Origin of the sequence: Tritonibacter multivorans (assembly GCF_001458415.1) — a bacterium.
Lineage (GTDB): Bacteria > Pseudomonadota > Alphaproteobacteria > Rhodobacterales > Rhodobacteraceae > Epibacterium > Epibacterium multivorans.
The window spans coordinates 34,147-52,201 of sequence record NZ_CYSD01000031.1; the positions used below are offsets into that span (position 1 = coordinate 34,147).

18 protein-coding genes are annotated in these 18,055 nt (G+C 59.4%); 10 read left to right on the plus strand and 8 right to left on the minus strand.

Annotated features, from left to right (window positions below):
* Positions 1-126: 126 nt before the first annotated feature.
* The 7 genes from TRM7557_RS09235 to TRM7557_RS09265 form a co-directional block, all read right to left on the minus strand.
* Positions 127-918 (minus strand): XdhC family protein, encoded by a 792-nt coding sequence (locus TRM7557_RS09235; protein WP_058289934.1) that lies wholly within the window; start codon positions 916-918, stop codon positions 127-129.
* Positions 915-2,096, minus strand: coding sequence for a vWA domain-containing protein (locus tag TRM7557_RS09240; protein ID WP_058289935.1), 1,182 nt, complete (start codon positions 2,094-2,096; stop codon positions 915-917). Before TRM7557_RS09240 ends, TRM7557_RS09235 begins: the two co-directional genes overlap by 4 nt.
* On the minus strand, positions 2,093-2,968 hold the full coding sequence (locus tag TRM7557_RS09245) for an AAA family ATPase (RefSeq protein ID WP_058290019.1): 876 nt from the start codon (positions 2,966-2,968) through the stop codon (positions 2,093-2,095). The genes TRM7557_RS09240 and TRM7557_RS09245 overlap by 4 nt, the downstream gene beginning before the upstream one ends.
* 45 nt (positions 2,969-3,013) lie before the next feature.
* Positions 3,014-5,437, minus strand: a complete 2,424-nt coding sequence (locus TRM7557_RS09250) for an aerobic carbon-monoxide dehydrogenase large subunit (protein WP_058289936.1) — start codon at positions 5,435-5,437, stop codon at positions 3,014-3,016.
* The gene (locus TRM7557_RS09255; RefSeq protein ID WP_058289937.1) at positions 5,434-5,928 is read right to left on the minus strand and encodes a (2Fe-2S)-binding protein; all 495 of its coding nucleotides are present in this window, start codon (positions 5,926-5,928) and stop codon (positions 5,434-5,436) included. The genes TRM7557_RS09250 and TRM7557_RS09255 overlap by 4 nt, the downstream gene beginning before the upstream one ends.
* Positions 5,929-5,943: 15 nt before the next feature.
* Positions 5,944-6,798 carry an FAD binding domain-containing protein gene (locus TRM7557_RS09260; protein WP_058289938.1) on the minus strand — a complete coding sequence of 285 codons (855 nt, stop codon included), beginning with the start codon at positions 6,796-6,798 and terminating at the stop codon, positions 5,944-5,946.
* A 112-nt stretch (positions 6,799-6,910) separates the two neighbouring features.
* The gene (locus tag TRM7557_RS09265) at positions 6,911-8,047 is read right to left on the minus strand and encodes an MHYT domain-containing protein (RefSeq protein WP_058289939.1); all 1,137 of its coding nucleotides are present in this window, start codon (positions 8,045-8,047) and stop codon (positions 6,911-6,913) included.
* 300 nt (positions 8,048-8,347) lie between these two features.
* On the opposite strand from TRM7557_RS09265, the gene TRM7557_RS09270 reads away from it, so the two are divergent.
* The 10 genes from TRM7557_RS09270 (at position 8,348) to TRM7557_RS09315 (ending at position 16,859) form a co-directional block, all read left to right on the plus strand.
* A complete protein-coding gene (locus tag TRM7557_RS09270) occupies positions 8,348-10,372 on the plus strand; it encodes a TonB-dependent receptor domain-containing protein (RefSeq protein WP_082626572.1) in 2,025 nt (674 codons plus the stop codon).
* 57 nt (positions 10,373-10,429) lie between these two features.
* The gene (locus tag TRM7557_RS09275) at positions 10,430-11,491 is read left to right on the plus strand and encodes a hemin-degrading factor (RefSeq protein WP_058290020.1); all 1,062 of its coding nucleotides are present in this window, start codon (positions 10,430-10,432) and stop codon (positions 11,489-11,491) included.
* Complete coding sequence (locus TRM7557_RS09280; protein ID WP_058289941.1) at positions 11,488-12,345, plus strand: heme/hemin ABC transporter substrate-binding protein; 858 nt, start codon at positions 11,488-11,490, stop codon at positions 12,343-12,345. Before TRM7557_RS09275 ends, TRM7557_RS09280 begins: the two co-directional genes overlap by 4 nt.
* A gap of 114 nt (positions 12,346-12,459) precedes the next feature.
* Positions 12,460-13,443, plus strand: coding sequence for a FecCD family ABC transporter permease (locus TRM7557_RS09285; protein WP_235811444.1), 984 nt, complete (start codon positions 12,460-12,462; stop codon positions 13,441-13,443).
* A complete protein-coding gene (locus TRM7557_RS09290; RefSeq protein ID WP_058289942.1) occupies positions 13,443-14,258 on the plus strand; it encodes a heme ABC transporter ATP-binding protein in 816 nt (271 codons plus the stop codon). Before TRM7557_RS09285 ends, TRM7557_RS09290 begins: the two co-directional genes overlap by 1 nt.
* A gap of 29 nt (positions 14,259-14,287) precedes the next feature.
* Entirely contained in the window at positions 14,288-14,692 is a 405-nt protein-coding gene (locus TRM7557_RS09295) for a hypothetical protein (protein WP_058289943.1), read from the plus strand.
* A gap of 20 nt (positions 14,693-14,712) precedes the next feature.
* Positions 14,713-15,291 (plus strand): MotA/TolQ/ExbB proton channel family protein, encoded by a 579-nt coding sequence (locus TRM7557_RS09300; protein ID WP_235811445.1) that lies wholly within the window; start codon positions 14,713-14,715, stop codon positions 15,289-15,291.
* A complete protein-coding gene (locus TRM7557_RS09305) occupies positions 15,281-15,667 on the plus strand; it encodes an ExbD/TolR family protein (RefSeq protein WP_074942006.1) in 387 nt (128 codons plus the stop codon). The genes TRM7557_RS09300 and TRM7557_RS09305 overlap by 11 nt, the downstream gene beginning before the upstream one ends.
* Positions 15,667-16,065, plus strand: a complete 399-nt coding sequence (locus TRM7557_RS09310; RefSeq protein WP_058289946.1) for an ExbD/TolR family protein — start codon at positions 15,667-15,669, stop codon at positions 16,063-16,065. The genes TRM7557_RS09305 and TRM7557_RS09310 overlap by 1 nt, the downstream gene beginning before the upstream one ends.
* Positions 16,065-16,859, plus strand: coding sequence for an energy transducer TonB (locus tag TRM7557_RS09315; RefSeq protein WP_058289947.1), 795 nt, complete (start codon positions 16,065-16,067; stop codon positions 16,857-16,859). Before TRM7557_RS09310 ends, TRM7557_RS09315 begins: the two co-directional genes overlap by 1 nt.
* Before the next feature lie 47 nt (positions 16,860-16,906).
* On the opposite strand, the gene TRM7557_RS09320 is transcribed toward TRM7557_RS09315, so the two are convergent.
* The gene (locus tag TRM7557_RS09320) at positions 16,907-18,052 is read right to left on the minus strand and encodes an alpha-hydroxy acid oxidase (RefSeq protein WP_058289948.1); all 1,146 of its coding nucleotides are present in this window, start codon (positions 18,050-18,052) and stop codon (positions 16,907-16,909) included.
* Positions 18,053-18,055: the final 3 nt, after the last annotated feature.

The following is an 18,055-nucleotide window of genomic DNA, read 5'->3' on the forward strand; positions in this document are numbered from 1 at the left end:
CCTCTTAGCAACAGGGAAATTTGATTGTGGCGAGCAGCTCAGCCTGATCAGGTTTCAGCGCAATCTTGTCCCGCAGACGACGGAGCAGTGTATGAAGATGTGGCATGTGGCGTCCTTCCGATACGGCTATGTCTGTTCTGCGGGTGTCTGCTGGTCCGGGCGGCGGCGATGGCGCACAAGCTCGGCCAGTATGGACAGCGCGATTTCTTCCGGGGTGATTGCGCCAAGATCAAGCCCAGCCGGGGCTTTCACGCGTGCGATCACCTGTGCGGGCACACCATCCGCTGCAAGCTTGTCCGCAAGGGCCGCGAATTTTCGCGCGCTGCCGACAAAGGCGACATAGCTTGGGTCACCTGCAAGCACGGCCTTCAGCGCATCCAGATCACCTTGGCCCTGTGTTGCGATGACACAGGCCGGTTGCGCCTGAACTGTTGGGGTGCCCTGTGCCTTGGCCGTGACTTTCCAGTGAAAGGACGGGGCCAGGGCCGCCAAAGCCTGCGCAACCGGAGAGGCCCCCAGAATGACCAATTCCGGCATCGGCAGGCAGGGTTCTATAAAGATGTCGACCGTCCCACGTGAAGGGCATCCATTGCGCACAAACTTTTTACCTTCGACTTCTTCGCCGGGGCTGACACCCAATTGGGTCAGCAATTCTTCCGGCGCTACAGAAATCAACTGAGGCACGCCGGATTGGATTGCGTCCAATGCTGCGCGTTTGACCGCACCCCGTGTACAGCCACCACCCAGCCACCCATGCAGAATTGCGCCATCCGCCCCAAGCAGTGCTTTGGCGCCGGGTTTGGCTGACGTGGCCCCGGCCGTGCGCACAATGGTTGCAAATGCAAAGGGTTCCTGGCGGTTGCGCAGTTCTTGCGCCGCATCGGCGAGGTCAACATCAAGGACTTCGGCAGGGGTCATAGGGCAACAAGCTCCGGTTCCAGATCGGCAAGATCGGCCAATGTGTTTGCGGGCCGAAACAGATCGAGGTGCGGCAGTGCAGCCGCCATGCCACCGGCGATCGGGGCGTAATCGCGCCAGCCTTTCAACGGGTTGAGCCAGATGATTTTGCAGCCCCGTTTCTTCAGCGTGGCAAGGGCGGCGTCCATCTCTGCGGGTGGGCAGCTGTCATAGCCATCCGACAGGATCAGCACCACGCTGCGCCCATCGACAAAGCGTTTGGCATAGGTATCGGCAAACCGCTGCAGTGAAACTGCGATTTTGGAGCCTCCACCAAACCCGTCGGCCATCAATGACATGCGGCCTATGGCGCGCAGTGTGTCCTTGTCGCGCAGGGCTTCGGTGATGCGGACAAGACGGGTGTGAAACAGATACGCATCGGCGTCTTTGTCGGCCCGCATGAGCCCCGCGAGAAACGCCAGAAACACCCGTGAATAAAGACTCATGGAGCCGGACACATCACAAAGCGCCACAATCTTGCGGCTGCGTTCAGGACGCTTTTTGCGCAACAGCCGCAGGGGTTCGCCCCCGGTTGCAAGGCTGCGTCGGATCGTCTTACGAAAGTGCAGGCGATCCCCTTTGCGGGCAGCAATGCGACGGCGGGAGCGGCGATCACGCAGCGCTGCGCCGATTTGACGGGCGACTTTTTCAGCCTCTGCAACCTCTTCGGGGCGGACCAGATCGCGCAGGTCCTTGCGCGACAGGTTGCGCTGCTGGGTGGCGATCAGTTTGCCGGTGCCGTCGCTGTCTGCGTCATTGTCTCCGTCCTCCGGGGCGGTGGCCTGACCTGCGGCGGTGGTGTCAGCCCCTTTTCCATCCCGGCTTGACTGCACACTGTCATGCAGCGCGCTTTGGTTGTTGGCGATCACTTTCTGTTTGACCCGCCCTGCATCCAGCCAAAAGCTGTCAAACAGATCGTCAAACCGCTTGGCTTCGTCCCTGCAGCCGGTGCACACGGCTTTCAAGGCGCGTCGGCAGTCTTCGGCCTGCACGGCTTTGATCTCGGCAATTGCGGAGAGCGCCAGCTCAGCCTCAGAAACCCCAAGTCGCAAGCCGTTTTGCCGCAAATGCGCAAGGAAACCGGCGATCCGCGCAGCAGGGCCCGGGTCGCGGGCGGCAAAGCGGGTCACGCGGCTCATGCGACTTTCCCTGCAAGACGCGCTGTGACTTCTGGGGTGATCTGGGCCTGATCGCTCTGGGTTTTCAACAGGGTTGTCAGGGTCGACTGCAACACCGCTGGCGAAGTTGTCAGATCCGCAATACCAAGCCCCATAAGGGCCGCAGCGAAATCCAGCATTTCAGCAATGCCGGGGGTCTTTTCCAGATCTTCGCGGCGCAGGGTTTGCACAAAGCCGATGATTTGTTCCGCCAATCGGGCTTCGACCTCGGGGCATCGCGCCTTCAGAATTGCGAGCTCTGTTCCGTGATCCGGGTATTCCACATAGGTATAAAGGCAGCGCCGCCGCAGCGCATCGGAGAGATCGCGGGTGCCGTTGGACGTCAGGATCACAATCGGTCGGCTGGTGGCGGTGATGGTCCCCAGTTCCGGGATCGAGACCTGAAATTCCGAGAGAACCTCCAGCAGGTAGGCCTCGAATTCTTCGTCGGCGCGGTCGATTTCGTCGATCAGCAGAACTGGCGCCTGATCCTGCGTGATTGCAGCGAGCAGGGGGCGTTCCAGAAGGAAATCGCGTGAGAATAACCGGTCTTCAATCTCTTTGCCGGTTACGCCATCCTCTGCCGCAGCGCGAATGGTCAAAAGTTGACGTTGATAGTTCCACTCATAGATCGCTTGCGCGGCATCCAAACCCTCGTAGCACTGAAGCCGGATGAGTTGTGTGTCTAGCGCACCGGACAAGGCCCGCGCCACTTCGGTTTTGCCAACACCAGCCGCCCCTTCCAGCAACAGGGGACGCCCCAGCGACAACGCAAGTTGAAGGGCCACAGACAGATCGTCGGATGCAACATATCCATCGCGCCGCAGCACGGTTTGAAGATCATTCCAGTTCATCAGCAGATGCGCAGGGCGGCCAATGGACACGCCCCGCGTCCTTTCTTAGTCGTGCAAGCCAAGCGCGTTTGCGGTTCTCCAAATGCGCCAGTGATCATGCGGCATATTGGTATGCCGGTTGCCAAAGGCGCGGAACGCGTCCTGTACCGCGTTGGAAAAACAGGGCACACCGCCGACATGCGGGCTTTCGCCGACCCCTTTGGCCCCGATCGGGTGATGCGGCGAGGGGGTCACGGTATAGTCGGTTTCGTAATTCGGGACCTCCCAAGCGGTGGGCAGGAAGAAATCCATCAGCGTGCCCGTCTTCACATTGCCCATGTCGTCATAGGCGATCTCCTGTCCCAGTGCGACAGCGAGCGCTTCGGTCAAACCGCCATGCACCTGGCCTTCAATGATCATCGGGTTGATCCGCGTGCCGCAGTCATCCAGCGCGTAGAAGCGGCGGATGTCCGGCACGCCGGTATCCACATCAATATCCATCACGCAGACATAGGCGCCAAACGGGTAGGTCATATTGGGCGGGTCATAGTAGCTGACCGCCTCAAGCCCCGGTTCGATCCCCGGAATGGCCTGATTATAGGCAGCAAAGGCGATGTCCTTCATCGTTTTGAACTTTTCAGGCGCGCCTTTGACCACGAAACGATCCACGTCGAATTCGACGTCATCATCGTGCACCTCGAGCAGATAGGCCGCGATCATCTGCGCCTTGGCGCGGATCTTGCGACCGGCCATGGCCGTTGCCGCGCCCGCCACAGGCGTTGACCGCGACCCGTAGGTACCAAGCCCATAAGGCGCGGTGTCGGTGTCGCCTTCCTCTATCGTGATGCTGTCGGCGGGCAAGCCAATTTCCGATGCGAGGATCTGCGCGAAGGTCGTGGCGTGGCCCTGACCTTGGGAAATCGTCCCCAGCCGCGCAATCGCAGACCCTGTGGGGTGAATGCGGATTTCACAGCTGTCAAACATGCCCAGCCCCAGAATATCGCAGTTCTTCACCGGGCCAGCGCCCACAATTTCGGTAAAGAAGCTAAGGCCGATGCCCATCAGCTTGCGGGTTTTGCCGGCCTTGAAATCCTCGACCCGCCGGGCCTGTTCGGCGCGCAAGCCCTCATAGTCCACGGTTTTCAGCGCCTTATCCCAAGCGGTGTGATAGTCGCCACTGTCATATTCCCAGCCCAAGGCGGCGGTGTAGGGGAACTGTTCCTTCTTGATAAAGTTGATCCGCCGCAGCTCTGCCGCGTCCATGTTCAGCTCAATCGCCAGGACTTCGATCATCCGTTCGATGAAATAGACCGCTTCGGTCACACGGAAGGAACAGCGATAGCTGACCCCACCAGGCGCCTTGTTGGTATAGACCCCATCGACCTCAAGAAACGCGGTCGGGATGTCATAAGAGCCGGTGCAGATGTTCATGAAACCAGCGGGAAACTTTGTTGGGTCCGCGCAGGCGTCAAAACCGCCGTGGTCTGCGGTTACGTGACAGTGCAGACCGGTGATCTTGCCCTCTTTCGTGGCGCTGATCCGTCCCTTCATCCAGTAGTCGCGGGCAAAGGCGGTGGTCATCAGATTGTCCATCCGGTCTTCGATCCATTTGACCGGCTTGGCCGTCACGATGGAAGCTACGACCGAACACACATAGCCCGGATAAGCGCCAACCTTATTGCCAAAGCCGCCTCCAATGTCCGGCGAGATCACGCGGATATTGTGTTCCTCAATTCCTGAAATCAGGCTGACGACGGTGCGGATCGCATGGGGCGCTTGGAACGTCCCCCAAAGCGTCAGCTTGCCATTGACCTTATCCATCGACGCCACGCAGCCGCAGGTTTCAAGCGGGCAGGGGTGGGTGCGGTGGTAGTACATGGTCTCTTCCGCGACCACATCGGCATTGGCGATCACCTCTTCGGTGGGATCTTTGTCGCCCGCTTCCCAGGTGAAGATGTGGTTGTGGTGTTTGCGCGGGCCATGGGCACCATCGACAGGTTTGCCGTCCTGAACCGTGTCTTCGCGCAGAACCACATCGGTTTTCAGCGCCTCGAACGGGTCAACGATAACTGGCAGCTCTTCGTATTCGACCACAACGGCCTCAATCCCGTCGGCGGCGGCATAGCGGTCTTCGGCCACCACAAAGGCCACTTCTTGCCCCTGAAACAGCACCTTGCCATCGGCCAGAACCATCTGTTTGTCGCCCGCAAGGGTCGGCATCCAATGCAAGCCAAGGGGCTCCAGATCCGCCGCCGTCAGCACCGCCAGAACACCGGGGACTTCCATCGCGGCAGAGGCGTCGATGTTCTTGATCCGGGCGTGCGCATAGGGCGAGCGTACAAAGTCGCCAAACAGCATCCCGTCCAGTTTGATGTCATCGACATAGTTGCCCTTGCCTTGAGTGAAACGGGCGTCCTCGACCCGCTTGCGCGAGCAGCCCATGCCTTTGAGGTTGGCGACCCGTTCGTCGCGTGTGACGTCATCCTTCATTCTGCCGCCTCCTTGGCTGCATTCATCTCAGCGGCTGCTGCCTGAATGGATTTCACAATGTTCTGATACCCGGTGCAGCGGCAGATATTGCCGGCCATGCCAAAGCGGATCTCTTCTTCGGTTGGGTTTGGGTTCTCTTCGAGCAGTTTGGTCGCCCGCGTAATCATCCCCGGCGTGCAGTATCCACACTGAAGCCCGTGGTGTTCCTTGAACGCCTCTTGCAATGGATGCAGCGCATCCGGCGTACCGATCCCTTCGATTGTGGTGATCTCTGCGCCATCCGCCTGGGCCGCAAACATGGTGCAGGATTTGACCGATTTGCCATTGATCGTCACCGTGCAGGCGCCGCAATGGGATGTTTCGCAGCCGATGTGGGGACCGGTGATATTCAGCCGCTCGCGCAGGGTGTAGATCAGCAGCTCACGCGGTTCGGCCAGGAACTCTTCGTCTTTGCCGTTCACGTTAAGTTTGATGTGCATCTTTTTCGACATATCTCGCGGCCTCCCTTAAGCGCGTGACCAGGCGCGTTCGATTGCGCGGCGCAGGATCACACCTGCCACATGTTTCTTGAACGCGACGGGGCCGCGGTTGTCCTCGGACGGGTCAATGTCGCCAAGCATGGCTGTGACGGCGGCTTTCACGGCGGCATCGTCCAGTGCGGTTCCCAACAGCGCCGCACAGGCATCTTCCGAGAACACTGGCGTATCGCTGAGATTGGTCATCGCAATAGACGCCGCCTTGCAAACGCCGTCCTCTTTGACGATCTGCACCGCTGCGGCCGCTGTGGCATAGTCACCGATTTTCCGCTTTTGTTTTTCATAAGCATAGCCACCGTCGGGGACCGGAAGCGTGACTGCTGTCAGAACCTCTTCGTCTTCGCGGGCTGTCATATAGGCCGCCTCGTAAAACGCGCGGGCCGGCACGCTGCGTTCGCCTTCGGGGCCGATCAGGTGAAAGGTCGCGTTCACGCACTGCATCAATCCCGGCATGTCATTGCCCGGATCGCCATTGGCGACATTGCCGCCGATGGTGCCCATATAGCGCACCTGCGGGTCGGCGATCTGAAGCGCTGCTTCGCGTAGGATCGGGGCGACGGCTGCCAGCCCTTCGTGGTCGATGATCTCGGCTTGGGTGACCATAGCGCCAAGGCGAATTTGGCCGTTGCTGATGTCGATGCCGTGCAGGCCGTCGACGTCTTGCAGGTCAATCAGATGGGGCACTTCTGCCATGCGCAGTTTCATCATGGGGATCAGGCTGTGACCCCCTGCCATGACGCGCGCATCGTCTCCATGTTCTTCCAAAATGGACAGGACCCCGGCAAGATCCTTGGGTCGATAATACTCAAATGCCGCTGGAATCATTGGCTCTCCTCCCTTGAAGCGAATGTTCTGGCTTGTGGAAAAGAGTGCACAGGCACCGGGGCTGCGGCTTTATCCAATCAATGAAAAACAGGGGTTTTGCACGAAATGCGCCTCATCCCGCACGAGTTGCGCCCTCCTGCGCAACCAGCGCCCCTTGGACGATCTTGAGCTTGGATCGACTCACAGGGGCAGGCGGCACCGCGTCCTGTCCAAAGACACACCGGCCCTTGTCCTTGGCCCGTTCAAACCGCACCACATGAGATGGGTTGACCAGATAACTGCGGTGCGTTTGCAGGAACCCTTCGGGCATCAGCCGTTTGAAAGCTTCGGTCACAGGCCAGGCGCAGAACAGTCTTTCCTGTTCTGTGTAGACCTGCGTGTAATGGCCATCGGCGCGGACAAACATCACATCAGACGGCGAAACAAAGACCTTCCCGCCGTCCCGTTCGCAAGGAATTTGGCACAGCGGGCGATGGGCGGCGGGGTCTTCTGGCGCGGCGGGCGTTAGGGGCGGGGTATCATTGGCCTGGGCACTGTCGCCCACCAGATAGGTGACGCTGACCCAGAGGCAGGTGCCGAAGATAATGAAACTGAAAAAGATCACACCAAGCGCAAGCGTTTCGTTGTTCATTCTTGGGCCGAATTCAGAGGCGCCTTCCAAGGTGACAAACCGTGTGCCCGCCATGGCAAGGAAATGAACAGAACACACCGCCGCCGCGAAACACAGCGTGCCCAGAAAAATATTCCGGTTTGTCCGCCGCCCATAGGCCACCCAGATCGCCAAGATACACAAGCCAATGGCCAGTACCGACGACACCAGCACGCCAAGCGGTGTGTAGACCGCGCGGCAAAGCTCCAGCCCGGCCATGCCGATATAGTGCATGACCAGAATGCCCACGCCCAGAATACTGCCAGCCAGTGTCAGCACGGCAGGTGTTCTGTGACGAAAATGCAGAAGGATCAGTGCGGCGCCGACAATCAAAATCGCCGTCAGTGCCGAAATGAGCGTAATGGCCGCATCATAGTAGAACAGGATTGGCAGCTGCACGCCAAGCATGCCGATAAAATGCATCGCCCAAATGCCGCCGCCAAGCGCCACCGAAGACAGGGCAATGGACAGTTTTTTGTCAAAGACCGATTTTGCCGACAAGTCGCGGGTCAGCGACAAGCCGGTAAAACCGGACACAACAGCGACAAGACACGCCATCGCGACCACGGTCGCGTCGTGTGAAAACGTTAGCTCCTCCATGCCGCTACGATGGCGAAGCTTTGGTTTTATTGCAAACCACAGTTGCAGGAAATCGTTAGAAATTGTGGTCGACAAATACCCCTTTGGGATAACGGGCCCAAGGTCCGGATGGCTTCCGCAAGGGCAATGATGGTGGATCTATAGGCAAGCGGCAGGGGAATTTTCGGAATTTAGTCATTTATTCTTGACAAAAAGACTAAGATTCGCGATTTCAACTTTCGAAAACGCCGCGCCCGCCGATTGCTAGCCGTCACAGTCAAGCTTGTTTGATTGTGTCTATGGCATGTGATCAGGGACGACATGACAAACCAAACATCACTCCTCGCGATCTGCGCGAGCCTCTGTGCCTCGGGTCTTTGGGCGCAAGACGTTTTGGACACATCAGACATTGATGTGATTGGCACGGTTATCATCGGCGAAAGTCGACGCGGTGTGCAAACCGGCACAGCGGCCTCGCGCACTGAAATTGATCAGGACGAAATCGAAGCGCGTCAGGCCACAACCCTGGGCCAGTTGATGGACTCGATCCCTAATGTATCGCTGATCAACGGGATTCTGCCGCAGGGGGCGGGCATCACGATCCGCGGGGTGGGCGCGCAGGCTGGGGTCTATGGCACCGACGGCAAGATCAATGTGGTGATCGACGGCGTACAAAGTGGCGCAGAAGAGATCTATCGCAACGGATCCTTCCTGTCCTTGGAACCAGAGCTGTTCAAAGAGCTGGATGTCACCCGCGGCCCGGCAGATGGCTTTCGATATTCCGGCGGCGCCGTTGGCGGGACCGTCGAAGCCACGACCAAGGATGCGCGTGATTTCCTAGAACAAGGCGACACCTTCTCGTTCCGTCAAAAACTGGGCTACGAGAGCAATGGCGATGGTCTTCTCAGCACCTCTATTCTGTCGTTTGCGCCGAACGACCGGTTCGATCTGCTGGCCTTCTATGGCTATCGCACCGCCAATGACCGCGACGACGGGGCTGGCAATACTCTGCCCGGAACAGAGTTCCGCCAGACCAGCGCGATGCTGAAGGGCAACTATGCCCTGACGCCAGCCAGTAAACTGAGCTTTGCGTTGATCCGGAACGAAATCCCGGAGCGGGATGTGTTCTATAGCGCATTTGATCCCGACTTCTCGAGCGAGAAGGTCGACCGCGACACCGAAGACACCACCGCCTATGTGGAATACAATTTCGACTCCGTCGACAGTGACCTGATCAACGTAACTGCGCGCCTGCAGTACAAAAAGGAAGAGATTGATATTCTTTCGCTTTCTGGGGCGACCGGAATTTATGATGCGGATCACCAGACCACGACAACCTCGCTGCGCGTGACAAACCAGGCGCGTTTCAACACCGGCGCGCTGTCACATGACCTGTTGGCAGGGATCGAGTTCGGCCAGCGCGTGCGTACCTCTTTCGCGGCAGGGACAACCGTCAATGATGTCTCTGCGCCCGGCGGCACCGATGACTATGTGGCCCTGTTCCTGAGCGATGAGATCGAGATCGGCGATCGCCTGACGATGACACCGCAGGCGCGATATGAACAGCAAACGCTCACCTCGCAGGACAATGACGCCGGTTTCTCCTTTGGTCGCCCAGTGCCAGCCATTGCGGATGGGACCGCGTTCAAATCCGAAGCTTTGACCGGGGCGTTGTCGGCCCATTATGAGCTCACAGACGCCGTGGCCGTCTTTGGAACCGTGGCCTACAACGAAAACCTGCCCATTCTCGACGACATTCGCGGCAGCTTTGCGACCCAGTCTGAAAAAGCGCGCAGCTACGAGATCGGCATGTCCTACGACGGTTTTGATGTCTTCGCCGATGGCGACGTGCTCAAAACAAAACTGACGGGCTTCCATACTCATATCTGGGACGTGACGACCTATTCAGGGGTCAGCGATGTTGATCTTTGGGGGGGCGAGCTCGAGGTGTCCTATGCGCACCCGCTGTTCTATGTCGATGCAAATGCTGCGATTTCGCGTGGCAGCCAAAACGAAGGATCTGATTTCTTCAGCCGGGCGACCGGCGAAGCAGCACAGCTTACCCTCGGCAAGCGCTTCATGGACGATCAACTGGACGTCAATATCGAAGCGAAACATGCCTGGGGCAATGATCGCACCACTTCGACCTCGGGTGCGCTGGCGCCAACTGATGCTTACACTGTGTACACCGTGTCCAGCACCTACAAACCAAACAGCGGCCCACTGGACGGTGTCGAACTCAGCGCCAGTGTCGAGAACCTCTTCGATAGAGAGTATCGCGCTTATGGCAATACGCGTAACGGCATTGGCCGGACCTTCAAACTCAGCGTCGCCAAAACCTTCTGAGCCTTATGGACCATGCCCCCGCAGCGGGGGGCGGACCGACAGAGAATGGATCTGAAAATGACAGTATTGTCCTCCCTCCGACCCGAAGACATCCGTGCCGCCAAGCGGGACATGCCCAAAAAACGCAACCGCGATCTGGCTCAGTCTTTGGGGATTTCCGAAGCACAGCTGCTTGCTGCTCATCTGGGCGAGGGGGTCACGGCCATTGCCCCCAATCCCGATGGGCTGATGCCAGCGGTTTCTGAACTGGGCGAGGTCATGGCCCTGACCCGCAACGAAAGCGCGGTACACGAACGGGTTGGCACCTATGGCGAATACCGGTCTGGCCCGCATGCGTCGATGGTTTTGGGCAAAGACATCGACCTGCGGATCTTTGCCAAACATTGGGTTCACGGTTATGCCGTCGAAGTGGAAACGGACCAAGGCGTGCAAAGGTCCCTGCAGGTGTTTGACGCCGCAGGCGACGCCGTACACAAAATCTTTCTTCGCGACACCTCTGAGATCGACAAATGGGATGCGGTCCGACGGCGCCTCGAGATCACCGACAGCCCCGTATCGTTGGAGGTTTCGCCCCGAAACCCGATCGAGGGGGCCAAGGTAAACCCCGAAAAACGGGATCTGCTGCTGCAGGAATGGGGTCGGATGACCGACACCCATCAGTTTATGCGGCTGACGGCAAAACTTGGGATCAACCGCCTAGGTGCGTATCGGATGGTGGATGGTACACCCTGGGTGCGCAGGCTGGATCCGCTTGCTGTGGATGGCTTGCTTCAGGCGACCAGTGCTGCCGAACAGGATGTCATTCTGTTTGTCGGAAACCCGGGAAATATTCAGATCCACTGGGGCGGGCTACACACTGTCAAGCCCATGGGGCCATGGCTCAATGTACTGGATGAGCGGTTCAATCTACACCTGCGTGGCGATCACATCGCCGAGGTCTATGCCGTTGAAAAACCGACCAAACGCGGCGCGGCGCTGTCGTTGGAAGCCTTTGACAAAGACGGGATGCTGATCGCGCAGGTGTTTGGCCAGCGCCACCCAAAAACCAACGACCTGAGCAATTGGATAGATATAATCGGCGATCTGCCAAACCCTGCACAGACCGAGGCGGCGTCATGATCCGCGCATCTCTGTTTGGCGTTTGGGGTCTTTTGGTGGCGACGGGCACAATGGCGGACAGCTATCCGGACGCGCGCGCCATTGTGTCGGTCGGTGGACCGGTGACGGAAACCATCTATGCATTGGGGGAACAGGGGCGTCTTGTAGGGCGGGATACCACATCAATCTATCCGCCAGAGGCAGTTGATCTTCCGGATGTCGGCTACATGCGAGCGCTTTCTGCGGAAGGTGTCTTGTCATTGGCCCCGGATTTGATCCTCGCGCGTTCCACGTCGGGACCGCCCGAAGCGCTGGAGCAGCTGGCCGCGTCCAGCGTCCCGGTTGTGCTGGTCGAAGACAGGTTTTCAGCCGCGGCGGTGGTGGACTCCGTTGCCACAATCGGTGCGGCCTTGGGGGTGCCGGCAAAGGCCGAAACTTTGGCGGCACAGATTGCGGATGAGTTCGCAGCACTCGCGGGTGATCTGGGGCAACATAACCGGCAAAAGCGTGTTTTGTTCGTCCTTTCCCTGGATGGCGGGCGCATGAATGCAGCCGGGGCAAACACGGGCGCGAACGGGATTATTGAGTTGGCAGGCGGCGTGAATGTCTTTGCCGATGCCTTTGACAGCTACAAGCCAGTCAATGCCGAAGCGGTGATCGAAGCGGCCCCGGACGTCATTGTGATGATGGAAGCCCGCGGCGACCACAGAACGCGCAAGGCCGAGGTTATGGGCCTGCCAGCCGTGGCGCTGACACCGGCCGGGCGGGCAGAGGCCTTTGTGACCATCCCCGGCGCGGCGCTTGGTTTTGGCCCCCGAACCGCGACCTTTGCGCGTCAGCTTCATCAGGCGCTTTACCCGGCCAAGGAAGGATAAAGCGCGATGGGTGCGATGCTTCAGGCACAGATGCAAGGGCGGCACAAACGCGACGTGGCCGGCGACCGTCGGCACCGGGCCCGGGTGGTGACGATATGTTTGAGCCTTGGCCTGATGAGTGTTTTCCTCCTTAGTCTGGGCTGGGGGGCGGCAGGGCAGACACACGTCATTGAGGCCCTTTTGGCAAGCATCGGCATCGGGCAGGCCGAATTGCGAGATACTGTGATCCTGTTTGACATTCGCATGCCGCGCACGCTGCTTGCGGCGGCGGTTGGCGCGGCGCTGGCCGTGTCAGGGGCAATCCTGCAGGGGCTTTTCCGCAACCCTCTGGCGGACCCCGGCCTGATTGGCGTCAGCGCCGGAGCGGGCTTTGGCGCGGTCGCGGCAATTGTTCTGGGTGGGCTGCTTCCCCTTTGGCTACAAGGCCTTGTCGGGTTCTACCTTGTCCCGCTTGCCGCCTTTGCGGGGGGCTGGGTCAGCACCATTCTTCTGTATCTCGTGGCAACGCGAAACGGGCGTACATCGGTTGCGACCATGTTGCTTGCAGGCATCGCGCTTGGCGCGCTGAGCGGTGCGGTGACGGGGGTGATCGTTTTCTCTGCCGATGATGACCAGCTGCGCGACCTGACGTTCTGGGGCATGGGATCCGTGGCGGGGGCAACCTGGCCCAAGGTCTGGACTGCTGGTCCGCTGATCATTCTGAGCCTTGTTGCAGCCCCGTTTCTTGCCCGGTCTCTGAACGCACTTGCGCTTGGCGAAGCTTCGGCGCGCCATCTTGGCATTCCCGTTCAGCGCATGAAAAATGTGGCGATCCTGACCGTAGCCTGCAGCGTTGGCGCATCGGTCGCGGTGACCGGGGGCATTGGTTTTGTCGGGATCGTGGTGCCGCATCTTCTGCGGTTGGTTCAAGGGCCTGACCATCGCGGTCTGCTGATAAACGCAGGGCTTCTGGGGGCTGTGATGCTGCTGCTTGCAGATGGTGTTTCGCGCATCGTCATCGCGCCGGCTGAACTGCCTATTGGGATTGTAACGGCCTTGATTGGTGGACCGTTTTTCCTGTGGATCCTTCTGAAAAACCGCAAGCTGGTGGATGTATAATGGCCCTTACGGCAGAAAACCTCTCTGTGCGATTGGGGCGAACCCGCATTTTGCGGGATATTGAGCTGTCGGCGAAAGCGGGTGAAATCACGGTTGTGGTCGGCCCGAATGGATCCGGCAAGACCACCCTGTTGCGCGCGTTGACCGGGGATGTGCCCTATGAAGGCAGGGTCGCCTTAAACGGTGTGAACACGCGGGGTCTATCTGCGGCGGATCTGGCGCAGCTGCGGGCGGTGTTGCCGCAGGCCTCGGCACTGTCTTTTCCGTTCACCGTGCTGGAAGTTGTCCGCCTTGGGCTGACCACCGGGCAGGCGGTGGCGGGCTTTGACACGTCAGATCGGCTGCCGCTTGCGGCCCTGCGGCGGGTCGGCCTTGGCGGGTTCGAGGGGCGCATGTTCGAAAACCTCTCGGGCGGCGAACAACAGCGGGTGCAGCTGGCGCGGGTTCTGGTGCAGATCTGGGATCCTGTTTTGAAGGGCACCCCGCGCTGGTTGTTTCTGGATGAGCCGGTTTCGGCCCTGGATATTGGCCATCAGCTACTGGTGATGGAAATTGCAAAGGATTTTGCCCGTGCAGGCGGGGGCGTTTTGGCGGTTCTGCATGATTTGAACCTGACTTCGATGATCGCGGATCAGGTCATTCTGATGCACCACGGGCAGGTGCTTGGGCGCGGTGCGGCCGAAGACGTGCTGCGCAATGACACGCTCAGCACCGCCTATGGGTGTGACCTCAAAATCAACACAGCGCCGTCTTCAACAAAGCCATGGTTGCTGCCGCAAAGTGCCGCTTTGCCAGTGCTGGCTGTGGCCGAATAACCGTTTTATTTCTGAAAGGACCTCGTTCGATGATCTCCTTCAAACCTGTCGCAGCGGCGCTGCTTTGTGCGGTGTTTTCTGCGACCACCGCCGCCACCGAGGAGCAGTTTGCGCATATCTCCCTGAACTCAACAGAGCCGCAAGCCGAAGCCTGCCGTCTGGTTCTGACGGCCAAAGCGCCAGAGGACATCAAGAGCCTCGTGGTCGAGACGGTTCTGTTTGACCGGTCCGACCGGGTGATGCTGCTGACCTTGTTTGATTTTGCGGCCTTACCTGCAGGTAAGCTGCGCGTGCGCCAGTTTGACATTCCCAACACCCGATGCGGCGATGTTTCGCGGGTTTTGTTCAACGGCATAGACAGCTGTGAGGGGCCGGGGTGCGACGCCCCCTTGCGCGCCACCAGCGCGGTTGCGGATCTCGAGGTTCTGGGATGATGGAACAGGGGTTTACCGCATTGACAGACCTGGTCGATTTGGGCGGTCCAGTGATTGCCGTCCTGATGGCCATGTCGGTTCTTGGGCTTGCCGTCGCAGTGTGGAAACTGCTGATTTTTGAACTGGAATCCGTTGGCCGCACTGCAGCCCGCGGTGCGGTCGGTGCGACCTTGGACCATGTTCGTGGCGCCGCGCAGCCGCCCGAGGTCCTTCGGGCCCGGCTGAGTGCACAGCTGGAAGCGGACTTTGGCAAATTGGGCTATGGCCTCCGAGTGCTGGAGCTGATCGCGCAGATCGCTCCGTTGCTTGGGCTGTTCGGCACGGTATTGGGCATGATCGACGCGTTTCGGACGCTGCAGGAGGCCGACAGTTCAGCTGACCCTTCGCTTTTGGCCGGAGGCATCTGGGTGGCGCTGATGACAACCGCTGCGGGGCTTGTGGTGGCAATCCCGGCCTCGGTTCTGGTGGGCTGGTTTGACAGCCGGCTTGACGCCCATGAACGGCTCGCCCGCAATGCGCTGGAGGCGGCATTGGCACCAGACGTCATAACCGCAAAGCCGTGCGACCAGCGGAACCTTCGGGTGGCTCATGCGACGTAGAAAACAGCGCGCGCCATTGTCGATGACGTCCCTGATTGACGTGATCTTTTTGCTTTTGCTGTTCTTCATGCTGTCGTCGACGTTTTCAAAATTTGGCGAAATGCCTCTGGTGACACGCGGGCAGGGTCAGGCTGTGCCGCAGAACAAATCTGCGCAGCCGATCTTTGTGCGTTTGGCCGGCGCGGGTATGACCATCAACGGGCGTGAAACGGTTCTGGAAGACCTGCCGGACAAGGCGCGCCTTCTGATTTCACCCTCCGCAGCGCAAAGCCCATTTGTTGTGAGCGTTGCTGGCGATGTGTCTTCCGAGCTGCTGGTGCAGGCGATGTTCCAATTGCGGCAACTGCCCAAGGCTCAGATCATGGTGGTCCAGTGATGGCCGCGCGGCGTTTCGGTACGGGGCGGCCCAAGGGCGAACCAACCCTGCCTCTCATCAATATCGTGTTCTTGATGCTCATCTTCTTTCTGGCGGCGGCGCAATTGGCGCGCCCCTTGGATCCGGATCTGAAGCTTGTGGACACTTCGGACCAATCGGTCATTCCACCGCCAGATGCAGTGGTGCTGCGCGCGGATGGAGAGGTTCTGTTTCGGGGCAGGCCCGCAACGCCCACAGAGATTTTGTCCGTGTTGCACGAAGAGACCGACGGTCCCGAGCCGAACGTAAAAATCCTGCCGGATCACCGCAGCAGCGCCACGGATCTTCTGACCTTGGCGGGGGCTTTGAAGGAAGCCGGTGCTGGGGCCATTCATGTTGTGACGGAGCAAGCCCTGTGATGAAGCTGTCTCAGGTTCTTTTTGTCGTGGGCCTTTGCGCGTCGACCTGTGTGCATCTCGGGGTATTGCGTTTTGCTGAGCCCGCACCGGTCGAAACCGCAGGTGGCGCGATTTCTGGGTCAGTTGCCATTGGCAGCAGTTTTGCAAATTTGGTTGCCGGTCAGATTGAGGCCACAACCGGGGACCAGTCATTTGCGACGCGGCTAAAACCACTTGTCACGCATTCGCCAATGTCTGCCCCTGCTGTTGTGCCCGATATTTCCAAGCTTGTGGAGCCGGCAAAGATCGATGCGGTCAAGTCCGCCCCGCTGGTGAAGACGGTCGCCACTGTGGCGGCGTCGAAGGTCCTGAAACCGGTTCCGGAGCAGCCTCAAAAACAGGTTCAACCCGCAGAAACGGTTCGCAAGGCAGCACGCGGAAATGCACAACAAAGCGCGGCAGCCGGGCAGACCTCGGGCGTGGCAAAAGGCACAAAAGCCAGCACAAATGCGGCGCAAAAGACCACCGCGCAGGATGTGGGCCAAAAAGCCATTTCCTCGTATCAGGGCAAAGTGCTGAAGAAAATTCGGCGCGCGGCGCAACGCACGCGCTCTGATGGCGTCGAGGGCACAGCCGTCGTCGGGCTGCATATTGCGGCGAACGGATCCATTGCCGGCCTGCGTCTGGTAAGGCCGTCTGGTGACCCGGGCCTGGATAAAACGGCGCAAAAAGCCGTCCGCAAGGCCGCGCCCTTTGATCCAACGCCAAACCGCGCGCCCATGAAGGTCAATGTTTTGGTGAAGATTTCAGGCTAGCGGCGCAGAAAGCGCCCCTTCGATAAGAAAAGGCGCTTTTTTGTTGTTTACCTGAACCGCAAGTTCTGCGCGGTCAGCTGGTCAATGGAGGTCACCCCCATAAGCTTCATGGCGCGTTCCACTTCGGCCTGCATAAGCCCTAGGGCCCGCTCGACACCTGGTTGACCCGCTGCGGCCAGCGGGAACAGGTAATACCGCCCCAGCCCCACTGCCTTGGCGCCCAGTGACAGGGCTTTTACCACATGGGTTCCGCGCTGTACGCCGCTGTCCATAATGACGTCGATCTCTTCGCCGACGGCATCGACGATTTCCTTCAACTGGTCAAAAGGCGTGCGCGACCCATCGAGTTGCCGCCCGCCGTGGTTCGACAGAATGATCCCGGTGCAGCCAATATCGACAGCGCGGCGGGCATCTTCAGCGGTCATAATGCCCTTGAGACAGAACTGCCCATCCCATTCCTGCACCATTTCGGCGATGTCATCCCAGTTCATCGACGGATCGAGCATATTGGTGAAATAGCCGCCGATCGAGCTGGCGCCGCCGCCCATATCCACATGGGCATCAAGCTGCGGCAGGCTGAACTTTTCATGGGTGACATAGTTGATCCCCCATTGCGGCTTCAGCGCAAACTGCATCATGCCGCCAAGGGTGAGACGGAAGGGGATAGAGAACCCGGTGCGCAGGTCACGTTCGCGGTTGCCGCCGGTGATGCTGTCGACCGTCAGCATCATCACCTCGACGCCTGCCTCCTTTGCGCGCTGCATCATCGCACGGTTCAGGCCCCGGTCCTTGTGGAAATAGAACTGATAGACCTGCGGGGTTTTGTGTTTCTGGCGCAGCTCTTCGAGGCTGACGGTGCCCAGCGACGACACGCCAAACATGGTGCCGTATTTCTCGGCCGCCGCCGCCACGGCGCGTTCGCCCTGATGGTGGAACAACCGCTGCAACGCCGTGGGCGAGCAGTAGAACGGCGTCGCCAGTTTCTGCCCCATGACCGTGACCGACATGTCGACATCCTGCACGCCGGTCAGCACCGACGGCAGCAGATCGCAGCGATCAAAGGCATTGGTGTTTTCGCGATACGTCACCTCATCATCGGCAGCACCGTCGATGTAGTTGAAGATCGGACCCGGCAGCCGGCGTTGCGCCAGCGCGCGGAAATCGTGGAAGTTATGACAAGATTTCAGTCCCATAGG

Excerpts from the sequence above, each read along its gene's own strand:
- TRM7557_RS09250 (WP_058289936.1), bottom strand. The coding sequence starts at position 5,437 with ATGAAGGATGACGTCACACGCGACGAACGGGTCGCCAACCTCAAAGGC.
- TRM7557_RS09275 (WP_058290020.1), top strand. The coding sequence starts at position 10,430 with ATGACAGTATTGTCCTCCCTCCGACCCGAAGACATCCGTGCCGCCAAG.
- TRM7557_RS09260 (WP_058289938.1), bottom strand. The coding sequence starts at position 6,798 with ATGATTCCAGCGGCATTTGAGTATTATCGACCCAAGGATCTTGCCGGG.
- TRM7557_RS09265 (WP_058289939.1), bottom strand. The coding sequence starts at position 8,047 with ATGGAGGAGCTAACGTTTTCACACGACGCGACCGTGGTCGCGATGGCG.
- TRM7557_RS09320 (WP_058289948.1), bottom strand. The coding sequence starts at position 18,052 with ATGGGACTGAAATCTTGTCATAACTTCCACGATTTCCGCGCGCTGGCG.
- TRM7557_RS09290 (WP_058289942.1), top strand. The coding sequence starts at position 13,443 with ATGGCCCTTACGGCAGAAAACCTCTCTGTGCGATTGGGGCGAACCCGC.
- TRM7557_RS09245 (WP_058290019.1), bottom strand. The coding sequence starts at position 2,968 with ATGAACTGGAATGATCTTCAAACCGTGCTGCGGCGCGATGGATATGTT.
- TRM7557_RS09295 (WP_058289943.1), top strand. The coding sequence starts at position 14,288 with ATGATCTCCTTCAAACCTGTCGCAGCGGCGCTGCTTTGTGCGGTGTTT.
- TRM7557_RS09280 (WP_058289941.1), top strand. The coding sequence starts at position 11,488 with ATGATCCGCGCATCTCTGTTTGGCGTTTGGGGTCTTTTGGTGGCGACG.
- TRM7557_RS09240 (WP_058289935.1), bottom strand. The coding sequence starts at position 2,096 with ATGAGCCGCGTGACCCGCTTTGCCGCCCGCGACCCGGGCCCTGCTGCG.
- TRM7557_RS09310 (WP_058289946.1), top strand. The coding sequence starts at position 15,667 with ATGGCCGCGCGGCGTTTCGGTACGGGGCGGCCCAAGGGCGAACCAACC.
- TRM7557_RS09305 (WP_074942006.1), top strand. The coding sequence starts at position 15,281 with ATGCGACGTAGAAAACAGCGCGCGCCATTGTCGATGACGTCCCTGATT.
- TRM7557_RS09235 (WP_058289934.1), bottom strand. The coding sequence starts at position 918 with ATGACCCCTGCCGAAGTCCTTGATGTTGACCTCGCCGATGCGGCGCAA.
- TRM7557_RS09315 (WP_058289947.1), top strand. The coding sequence starts at position 16,065 with ATGAAGCTGTCTCAGGTTCTTTTTGTCGTGGGCCTTTGCGCGTCGACC.
- TRM7557_RS09285 (WP_235811444.1), top strand. The coding sequence starts at position 12,460 with ATGAGTGTTTTCCTCCTTAGTCTGGGCTGGGGGGCGGCAGGGCAGACA.
- TRM7557_RS09255 (WP_058289937.1), bottom strand. The coding sequence starts at position 5,928 with ATGTCGAAAAAGATGCACATCAAACTTAACGTGAACGGCAAAGACGAA.
- TRM7557_RS09270 (WP_082626572.1), top strand. The coding sequence starts at position 8,348 with ATGACAAACCAAACATCACTCCTCGCGATCTGCGCGAGCCTCTGTGCC.